The following is an 8,382-nucleotide window of genomic DNA, read 5'->3' on the forward strand; positions in this document are numbered from 1 at the left end:
TCGCCGCCTTCTGTTCAGTTGGTACCTCCGCTATTCCATGTCAGGCATTCGCCTCATTGCTGTCCTGCACACCCTATCGAGCGCCCTCGCCGCCAACTCGCGCCCTCACTCGCCAAATGAAAGGCTCAGTCACACTGAAGTCACCATTCGACGCTGAGTTACCCACCCGTCACAGGACCTGAAGGATCCGGGCCGGATCTGCCAGATATGCGCATTTGATCATGCGCTTGAGCAGCCTGGTACCACGCTTCATCACTTTGATACTCCGGCACTCCGGCATGGAAGAGGCGAGCCCATTCGGCAGCCTGCGAATGAATCGCCCTCATTCCATCGCCAGGAATTAGCCACTTAAGACCCGGATTATTACGATAAAAACCGCCGTAGATGATGGAGAGTGGACTACCATTCGCTGGATAACCGTACTTTTGGCGATAAAGCGGCCTCAAAGGGCCTTCGCCTCGCACGATCTTCACAACTTGTCGCCACTCGATGCTGTCACGATTAAAGTCGTCTTTTCTGTAAGTCACGGGGACATGGTCACAGTGAACCTCGCCAACGATCCGTCCTTGATTGCCCAGTTCCAAGGGATACTCCAGGACAGTGGTGAACGAATCCGGATCTTGCCAGCTAAAGAGACTCTTGTCGCGCCTGAGGATTTTCCGGCCGTTGCATAGAAAATCGATCCCGTAATCAGTCGAGTGAGTATAACGCTGGACGCCAATCCATCCCCAAATTTTCCGCCGCTGTGTCACGAGATTGGTATCTCCGCACTCCGAACAGACTTCCACGTAGGAAGGTTGACGTGTTGGCAGCCGAGGCACAGCGCGGCATCGCTAAGTGGAACGTCTATCTTCACCATAGTGCCGACATTTCCTCTGCGCCTAGACACCGAGCGGGTTTCCCCCCAGACACAGGGTCGGCGGGGTTGCACCCGACGCCCGTTCACCTCGATCACTAGCTTGCCCGATCGGATCGGATAGCTATACAGATCTCCCAAATTCCTGCGCAGCATGTCTCCCTTGGACGATCGCCAAGGTTCCCGCATGCCTCTGATCGTGATTTCGGTGCCGTGATCGTCCGACTCGATCTTTTCCTGCGTCATTACCGGTAGGTCCCATCCACCACTTCGGCTCATGCTTGCGAGGTCGATCGTAAGTACCGTCCACGCAGGGCTCTCAACCCTGGCGCTTCGGACTGTAATGTGCCGCCCTAGCCGTGCGGTGGCTATGTTGAAGCCCAGGCCCAACCCTTGTTGCCTGGCGCCCCCCACCCAAGAGAGTGTCACGGCCCGCTTCAGAGTCTCGTAGTCCATCCCTGGGCCGTTGTCCCGGATGACAACTTTGTCCTGCCGGCGCTGCTTGGCATCCTTTTCAAAATCGATCGATACCCTAGACACTTCTCCCAGCGACTCGTTTTCTGCCGCGTAGGCGTCAATGGCGTTATCCACTAGCTCGGCGAAACAATTCGTCTCGCTCATGTCGATGTCCCCCAGAGCACTTAGAACTCTGGGAGATGGTGTGAGGAGTACCGGGTCGTGCGACCGCGTCCAGCCGGTACCGCGACTGGCGCGAGCCCTCCGCCAGGCCGCCGACCACGCAGACAGATCACTTTCTCCATCCAACGTTTGAACGAAAGAAAGCAGCATTTCCTCGCGAGGCTGACGCTTACCCCGGAGAACCTCGCTCACCGAGGTTTTCGGTAACCTCCCCAGACCTGCCCGCAATTCAAGTTTCCGCAAGGTTAGCCCGCTTATAGCCAGCAGCACTTGCATTGCCGAGCGCAGGTCCCTCCACGTGTTAATTGCTTGAGGGTCAGGTCGTGCCGGCACCGGCGAAGGACGGCCTTGCGCCGAAAGCCACAAATCTTCTATTTCTTCTACCTTTGCCCCGCACGCACGCGCGATCGCCTCTGCGACTTCCCACGGGCAGCGTTTACCAGTCAGGGCTCGATGCAATGTGGACTTGCCGTACCCGGTCATCATGGACAGCTGCCCATAGGAGAGTTCAGCTTGGCGGCGCGACAGATCAAGCTGTCGCGCCACATCGTTCAAGCTGCGAACTGGAGCCGTCGATGCCTCAACGTGGCGCTCCATCGATCAACTCGTCGGGCGCTCTGGGACTTCGACCGAGGTGCCAACACGACGAGAAGTCCAATCAGGGCAGACACCATGCTGATCACGGCCGTCAGGTCCAGGACACGAACCGGCTCACCGATCCACCGGCCGGGCGCGGTAGTGGCGATGACCGCCCCGTCGGGGCGGTCCGGGGTCGGCTGGGCCGCGCACTGGCAATGCGCCGCCGCCCAGGTGTCATGCCGGGCCACAGCCAGAGCGGCCGGGAGGTCCAGCTCGAGGACCGTGATGCCCGGCAGCGCGGCCAGGTGCTCCGCCGTGCCCGGGCGGGCACGGTCGGGCTTCCACGAGCGCACACGCGGGGGCGTACAGGTACCAGCCGGCCTGGGCGTGGGCGCGGTGGATCAGGCGGGAGGCGAGGACGTTGCCCTGGCCGGCCGCGGCCATCGCGGTGTCGTCTGCCTCTACCCCGAGATCAACTTCGGCGGGCAGCCCTGGGTGCGCCGGGCTGCGGACGGCAGCGTGAAGGACCTGCCCTCCGCGATTCGGGACCGCGGCAGCTCGGTCCGCAACAACTCGACCGCACCGCCCGCGTCTACGAAAAGCGCAACCCCACCGGCCGCTGGGTGTGCGTCACCCGCAGCGGCGGATCCATCCACGACCTGCGCAGCTACAACCTCAACGACCAGACCCGCTCCCTGAAAATCAACCGGGACGACTGCGGCTGAACCTGGCACCGGACGCTCCCATGAAGCCTTCGCGATGTGTTCCTAGCTCAGTCCGGCGGCTTTCCGCAGACGCTTGCGCTTCCTCGGGCGACGGAAGGTCTCTGGCGGACAGACAGACCGTGGCGGTACACGTCACCACGTCCTCAGCGTCGGACGTGCAGATGGCCGTCCGCCATCACCAGTCGGACGCGTCGGAGTGCCTGGAGATCACGTAGCGGATCACCCGCGACGATCAGAAGGTCCGCCCGGAGCCCGGGGAGAAGACGGCCCGTGACCTCGCTCAGTCCGAGCGCATCCGCCGCTTCGTAGGTGGCCAGGTCGACGATTTCCGTCGGCGTACAGCCCAGATAGGCGAAGAACTCCAGGCTGGACACGAAGTCGTCGAAGACCGCACGGCTCACGCCCGCGTCCGTACCAGTGAGCAGCCGCACCCCCCGTTCGCGCATCCGGCGGATTCCGTCGAACATTTCCTTCGCGCGCTCAGCGCCGAAGCGTTCGGCGAAGCCGCGCCAGTCAGGACTGGCCGCCGGGCAGACCCGGATGTCCCGGTCGACGATTTCGTCGACGACGTCGTCGAGGAGCCGAAACCCGTCCCGGTCGATCCATGTGCAGTGCTCGATCGTGCTCACGCCGGCCTTCACCGCCGCGACGATGCCCGCGGTGCCGTGCGCATGTGCCGCCACCGGCAGTCCGGCGCGCGCCGCCTCCTCTACGACGACGCGGAGCTCTGCGGTTGCGAACTGGGGTGCCCAGATCGGCGGCCCCCCCTTGGTGATCCCGCCACCAGTGGCCATCACCTTGATGAGGTCGACTCCCTGCTCCACGTTGCGGTGGATCAGTTCCCGGATGGCGTTCTCCCCGGAGACCTCCCCGCCCAGGAACCAGCAGTGCCCGCCCGGTCCCGTCAGGGGAGTGCCGGCCGCCAGGACACGGGGGCCGGGCGCGCGGCCGACCGAGACGGCGTCGCGGAACGCGGTGACCAGTCCGTTCCGGTCCCCCAGGTCCCGCACGGTGGTGACGCCTGCGTCCAGCAGACCGAGCGCCCGCTTCGCGATGCCTTCGGCGACGCTGGTGTCGTCCGCCTCGCACAGTGCGGAAACCGGGTCGGGTCCGGCGTCCAGAGCGAGGTGGACGTGTGCGTCGACGAGCCCCGGCAGCAGCGTGCCTTCCGGATGGACGTGGCGGGCGATGCCGGCGGGGGCACGGGACTCCACCTCGGCGCTCGGTCCGACGTCCGTGATGACGCCGCCTCGGACCAGCACCGCTCCGTCCTCCAGCACACGCCCGTACGGGCCGGTCACCACGCGCCCGGCCGAAATCAGGCTGTCCATCGGTACCTCTCGTTCAGGAATGTGCGGTCAGGGCTCGGGAGAGCCGGGTCAACTGCTTCACGTCGTCCTCCAGTCCACTGCCGTCGTTCTCGGGCAGGGCGACCGGGACCGCCTGTGACGGCGCGTCGCCACCCGAGGTGTACGCCCGCAGCGCGCTGCGCAGATGACGCGCCGCGACTTCGGGTGGGAGCGGCGTGCTGGTATCGTCCGTGGCCGCCTCCAGCGCCAGGTAGGGGCTACTGGTGCGCTTCCAGCTCAGCCAAGTGGTCGCCCGGCTTCGAACCGAGGTTGCCGCCTTGCACCAGCACCGCGCCCAGCAGTGTGCGGCGCCGCTCAAAGACCAGCAGGCGGAACAGCTCAGCGAACCGGGCCGTGTCGACCCCGCTGTCGAGGAGATAACAGGACGCCGCCAGCAGCGTCCGGTCCTCCTGATCCCGGGCCACCTCCGCAAGCAGGTTCCGGACCGCGTCGCCTTCTCCGACACGAGCTGGACGTACGCCCGACGTCTCCCCCTTGCGTGCCTTGACCCGCCCCATGTGTCTCTCCTCGGTGTCGGTGGTGCGTAGTTTCCGGAGAAGCAGCTCCCCGTCGTTGCTCCCGTCAAGAATCGCCTCGGCCCGGCGGTTGCGTGGAGATCCCGCGAATATTCCTGCGGTCCGGATCAGCGGGGCGGGTCGGATTTCCGACCCGCGGCCCGCTTGGTGGTCAGTCGAGGTCGGTGGTGCCGGTGGCGGCGCGCGGCCGGTTGCGGGCCCACTTCTTGAGGTCGCGGGCGCGGTAGAGAAGTTCGGCGCCGCGCTTGCCCGCCGTGGCCGGGGGAGGTGGAGTCGTTGGCGCGGGCGAAGCGCAGCGCGGCCAGGGTGATGCCGAGCAGGTGGTGTTTGGCTGCCTCGCGGAGCCCCACCGCCTGGTCGTCGTCGACCACGGCCGGGGCCGGGGTCGCCGGCGGCGTCGCCGTGGCGTTGGCCGCGAGCCCGCCGGACGCGGTAGCCGGGTTCCGGGCGTCAGCGGACCGGACTCCGCCCGTGGGCGGCTCGGAGGCGGGCGGGAGTTCGCCGGTGCTGGTGGGTGGGGTGTCGGCGAGGGAGTCAGCGGGCGGCCCCAGCATCTGCACCGGGACGGAGCCGTCGGCGGCCGTCTTGCCGGTGGTGGCCCACTCGCGGGCTTCGGGCTCGGTGAAGAACAGGATCTGCGTCTCGCGCGTGGATCCGCCGGAGACGACCTGAGCGCGGCCGCGGTGCTTGGTGGACTTCGGCGCCGGGTGAACTTCCGGGGCGAGCATCCGCCAGGCATTGACGCTGTACGTGGCGAGGATGCGGGTGGAGAACTGCTCGCGGACCTCCGGGCCTCCGAGGGCGCGGGCGGTGGCGGACTGCGCGACCAGGAGGACGTGCATGCGCTGTTGGCGGCCCATGTAGAGGAACTCGTTGAGCGCGTCGATGGCCGGGGAGACCTTCGGGTCGCCGGACTCGCGGATCTTCTCCCAGTAACGGGCCAGCACCTTCATCGTGGCGTTGACCTCTTCGAGGAGGATCAGCAGCCGCGGGCCGATAGCCTTGGGGTCGGCGTCGATGCCCAGTTCGTCGGCGACGCGGGTGCGGCGCCGGCCTTCCAGGCCGAGGGCGATGAGCTGGTCGTGGATGTCGGCGATGTCGCGGCAGTAGGTGACGCCGTTGATGCCGTGGGCCCACGGGTGGGAGATCCGCTTGGTGTCGAGGACGATGACGCGCGAGCCGTGGTGGAGCATCTGGCAGGCGATGCACCGCAGGGTCACCGACTTGCCGCCGCCTGTACTCGCGTTGACCAGGATGTGCGGGGACTCGGCGTCCAGGTCGACGGAGACGATCTGCCCGCCGGCGCCGAACCCGATGATCGGCGCGGACTCCTTGGCCTTGGCTACCAGCTCCCGGGTCTTGGGGTCTGTGAGGAGGGCCTTCGCCGGAGGCTTGCGGGTCTTCTTCACCAGCACGTACGGCTTGCGGCCCTCGGGGTGCCAGGAGAACGTCACGCCTCCAGGGCGAGCTTCTGGGTGATGAGGTCGGCGACGACGTCGCGGGAAAAGCCCAGATGACGGGGCAGGTCGATGCGTATCTCCGCGTCGTCGTCGCTGAAGTTCTTCGGGACGTGGAGGTAGCGGCGCGGGTCGGTCTGCTCCGCCAGTCCGAGCGGCCGGTGGATCGCGTCGTGCAGCGGCTGGACCCACTCGCGCATCAGCTCCCGGCGCTCGCGGGTGAGGACCATGTACGCGGCGGCTGCCCACGGTCAGGACGGAGGCCGCGCCGATCCCGCCAGGCTCCAGTGCGGCGAGCGCCGCCTCCCGGTTCTCCCACAGCTCCTGAACGGTCTGCACGGTGGCGTCCAGGTCCTTGGTGGCCAGGTAGCCGCTCTCTGCGACCCCGGCCCCCAGCACGACGTGGAAGGACAAGCGCCACCACCCGGGCTTGTAGGAGCGGCGCCGCACCTTGCCCTCCACCTTCAGCAGCACCCGGGTGCCCGCGCGCCAGAACGTGGCATCGGTGCGCTTCACCCCGTCCAGGTCCCGGCCGGCCAGGACCCGGCCGATCCCGCGCGCGAGGGAGTCAGCTTCCTTCTCCAGCTGCTTGTCGAACTTCGTCTGTGCCATCGGCCGTGCCCTTTCGGTGTGCATCCAGGCACCTCACACCCGGAAGCGGACACATCCCTTCTACGGCCGCTGGCCTGTGGATAGATTCCGGCGATTCGCGGGCCGGGAGCGGCAGCCTGTGGACGACTTTCCGGCCGGAAAATCCGCCAGCGCTCCGCCTGTGCGGCGCGGTCGGTACAACGGTGAGGAGAGACCGACCGGGGAGAGGCTGCATGACCGAACACGACGACGACGCGCCCGAGTTCAAGGCCGCGGTGGAGCGCGCGAAGCAGTACGAGGCGATGGCCGCCCGGTACGTCAAGAAGGCGTTGGCGGGCGAGGCGGGCGCGGCGCAGATGGCGCAGACGTTCGCCTCGCTGGCGGCCGTCGCCCGGATGGAGCGCCTGGACTGGCGTATGCGGGTGCTGGGCGACCAGCTCGGCGACGTGAAGAAGGCGATGGACCGTCTTCGCCTCAAGCTTCCCGAGCGGTGACGTCCATCAAGCTGGCGCCGGCGGTGCTTACCGTGGGGTCGTGACCACACTCTCCGATGACGCAGCCGAGCCGGTGCCGGTGCGGGTCATGCTGCCCGCCGACCCGCTGCTCGGGCACTCGGAGCAGGAGGTCGTGGCGCGGCTGTGGAGGCGGCGGCAGACCGAGACAGGCGGCTGTACCTGGTGGGGTTGCCGTCGTACCGGGACCTTGAGGACGGCGGGGTGGAGGCGGCGGAGTACCGGGTGTGGGTCCGGGCTTCCGGCCATGTGCGGCCGGTCGGCGGCGTCGACTACGACCAGGTCCCCACCGAGCCTCTCCCGTCGGCGCCGCCGACGTCGGTGGTCCGCGAGGTGCTCGGGGAGCGCCGGCCTTCGGGCTGGGTGCTGGCGAAGGTGCATGGGGGGCGGGGTCCGGCCCGGGGTGTGCTGCACGCGCCGGACTGCGAAGAGGCTCCGCAGGGCGCGCCGCTGCTCGATCTGGAGCACGCGCTGGACGTCGCCGAGAACCCGGGGACGCGGTTGTGCACGCTGTGCGGGTGTGCTCAGGAGCTGACGCCGATGCTGAGCGGGTTTGACCACATCGCCGGCTCCTGACCCGCCGTGGTACGGAACGCCGGTCATCTCCGGGGCCTGGGGGCGCCCCCCGGCAGGCCCGTCGTGCTCGCGGCGGCCAGAAGGCGCCCGGTCAGCGGACGCCGGCCGCGGCCCACCCGGCCCGTACCTGTTCCAACGCCTCACGCACGGCATCCGCGTCGGGCGGGGGCCCGGCGTGGCCGGGTGGCAGGCCGAGTGGGTGGAGTGCCGCGGCGGCCAGCGTGCGCACGGCCGGGATGTCCGGTATCAGCATGGCCGCGACACGCTGCAGGTCCTCGGTGATCTGCTCGACGGTGCGGTCGAGGCCGTATCCGAGGTCGTCGAGCAGCTCGCGCAGGTCGGCGGCCTCGGGCTCGCGGGCCTGCGCGCGGCGGAAGGCGGCCAGGACCTGCCCGAGGTAGTCCAGCTCCCATCCGGGCAGGAACAGCACCCTGACGGTCTCGCCCCCGCCGTCTGCGGGCTCTTCTATCTCGGCGGCCAGACGGCCGATGACGGAGGCCGCTCCCTCCAGGACGCCGACGGACAGCACGAATCGGTCCCCGTCGAACCGGTCGGAGGCGAC

Annotated in this window: 9 protein-coding genes and 3 pseudogenes; 2 read left to right on the forward strand and 10 right to left on the reverse strand. The window is 67.8% G+C overall.

Translation table 11 applies throughout. The annotated features are described in order from the left end of the window. Positions 1-158: 158 nt before the first annotated feature. The 9 genes and pseudogenes from AB0L74_RS33160 to AB0L74_RS33200 form a co-directional block, all read right to left on the reverse strand. Positions 159-752, reverse strand: coding sequence for a hypothetical protein (locus tag AB0L74_RS33160; RefSeq protein WP_365660790.1), 594 nt, complete (start codon positions 750-752; stop codon positions 159-161). Then, positions 749-1,477, reverse strand: a complete 729-nt coding sequence (locus AB0L74_RS33165) for an ATP-binding protein (RefSeq protein ID WP_365660814.1) — start codon at positions 1,475-1,477, stop codon at positions 749-751. The genes AB0L74_RS33160 and AB0L74_RS33165 overlap by 4 nt, the downstream gene beginning before the upstream one ends. A 393-nt stretch (positions 1,478-1,870) precedes the next feature. Next, positions 1,871-2,092 (reverse strand): annotated as a pseudogene (locus tag AB0L74_RS33170) (helix-turn-helix transcriptional regulator); the annotation flags it as partial. Between the two features lie 89 nt (positions 2,093-2,181). Next, positions 2,182-2,518 (reverse strand): annotated as a pseudogene (locus tag AB0L74_RS33175) (hypothetical protein); the annotation flags it as partial. A 424-nt stretch (positions 2,519-2,942) separates the two neighbouring features. Further along, positions 2,943-4,130 (reverse strand): amidohydrolase family protein, encoded by a 1,188-nt coding sequence (locus tag AB0L74_RS33180; RefSeq protein ID WP_365660793.1) that lies wholly within the window; start codon positions 4,128-4,130, stop codon positions 2,943-2,945. A gap of 13 nt (positions 4,131-4,143) precedes the next feature. Beyond that, a complete protein-coding gene (locus tag AB0L74_RS33185) occupies positions 4,144-4,467 on the reverse strand; it encodes a DUF6545 domain-containing protein (protein ID WP_365660796.1) in 324 nt (107 codons plus the stop codon). Continuing rightward, positions 4,367-4,666 (reverse strand): hypothetical protein, encoded by a 300-nt coding sequence (locus AB0L74_RS33190; protein WP_365660799.1) that lies wholly within the window; start codon positions 4,664-4,666, stop codon positions 4,367-4,369. The genes AB0L74_RS33185 and AB0L74_RS33190 overlap by 101 nt, the downstream gene beginning before the upstream one ends. Before the next feature lie 125 nt (positions 4,667-4,791). Beyond that, a complete protein-coding gene (locus AB0L74_RS33195) occupies positions 4,792-6,138 on the reverse strand; it encodes a DUF87 domain-containing protein (protein ID WP_365660802.1) in 1,347 nt (448 codons plus the stop codon). Further along, complete coding sequence (locus tag AB0L74_RS33200) at positions 6,135-6,371, reverse strand: hypothetical protein (protein WP_365660805.1); 237 nt, start codon at positions 6,369-6,371, stop codon at positions 6,135-6,137. The genes AB0L74_RS33195 and AB0L74_RS33200 overlap by 4 nt, the downstream gene beginning before the upstream one ends. Positions 6,372-6,965: 594 nt before the next feature. On the opposite strand from AB0L74_RS33200, the gene AB0L74_RS33205 reads away from it, so the two are divergent. Together AB0L74_RS33205 and AB0L74_RS33210 are read left to right on the forward strand one after the other, a co-directional pair. After that, positions 6,966-7,226: a hypothetical protein gene (locus tag AB0L74_RS33205; protein ID WP_365660808.1), complete on the forward strand. Its 261-nt coding sequence runs from the start codon at positions 6,966-6,968 to the stop codon at positions 7,224-7,226. An 88-nt stretch (positions 7,227-7,314) separates the two neighbouring features. Further along, positions 7,315-7,820: pseudogene (locus AB0L74_RS33210) on the forward strand (DUF6233 domain-containing protein). A 91-nt stretch (positions 7,821-7,911) separates the two neighbouring features. Here AB0L74_RS33210 and AB0L74_RS33215 read toward each other — a convergent pair. Then, positions 7,912-8,382 (reverse strand): hypothetical protein (locus tag AB0L74_RS33215; protein WP_365660811.1); only part of this gene is annotated, 471 nt, incomplete at its 5' end.

This window comes from Streptomyces sp. NPDC052020, from assembly GCF_040680575.1.
Taxonomy (GTDB): domain Bacteria; phylum Actinomycetota; class Actinomycetes; order Streptomycetales; family Streptomycetaceae; genus Streptomyces.

Excerpts from the sequence above, each read along its gene's own strand:
- AB0L74_RS33165 (WP_365660814.1), bottom strand. The coding sequence starts at position 1,477 with ATGAGCGAGACGAATTGTTTCGCCGAGCTAGTGGATAACGCCATTGAC.
- AB0L74_RS33180 (WP_365660793.1), bottom strand. The coding sequence starts at position 4,130 with ATGGACAGCCTGATTTCGGCCGGGCGCGTGGTGACCGGCCCGTACGGG.
- AB0L74_RS33190 (WP_365660799.1), bottom strand. The coding sequence starts at position 4,666 with ATGGGGCGGGTCAAGGCACGCAAGGGGGAGACGTCGGGCGTACGTCCA.
- AB0L74_RS33200 (WP_365660805.1), bottom strand. The coding sequence starts at position 6,371 with ATGGTCCTCACCCGCGAGCGCCGGGAGCTGATGCGCGAGTGGGTCCAG.
- AB0L74_RS33205 (WP_365660808.1), top strand. The coding sequence starts at position 6,966 with ATGACCGAACACGACGACGACGCGCCCGAGTTCAAGGCCGCGGTGGAG.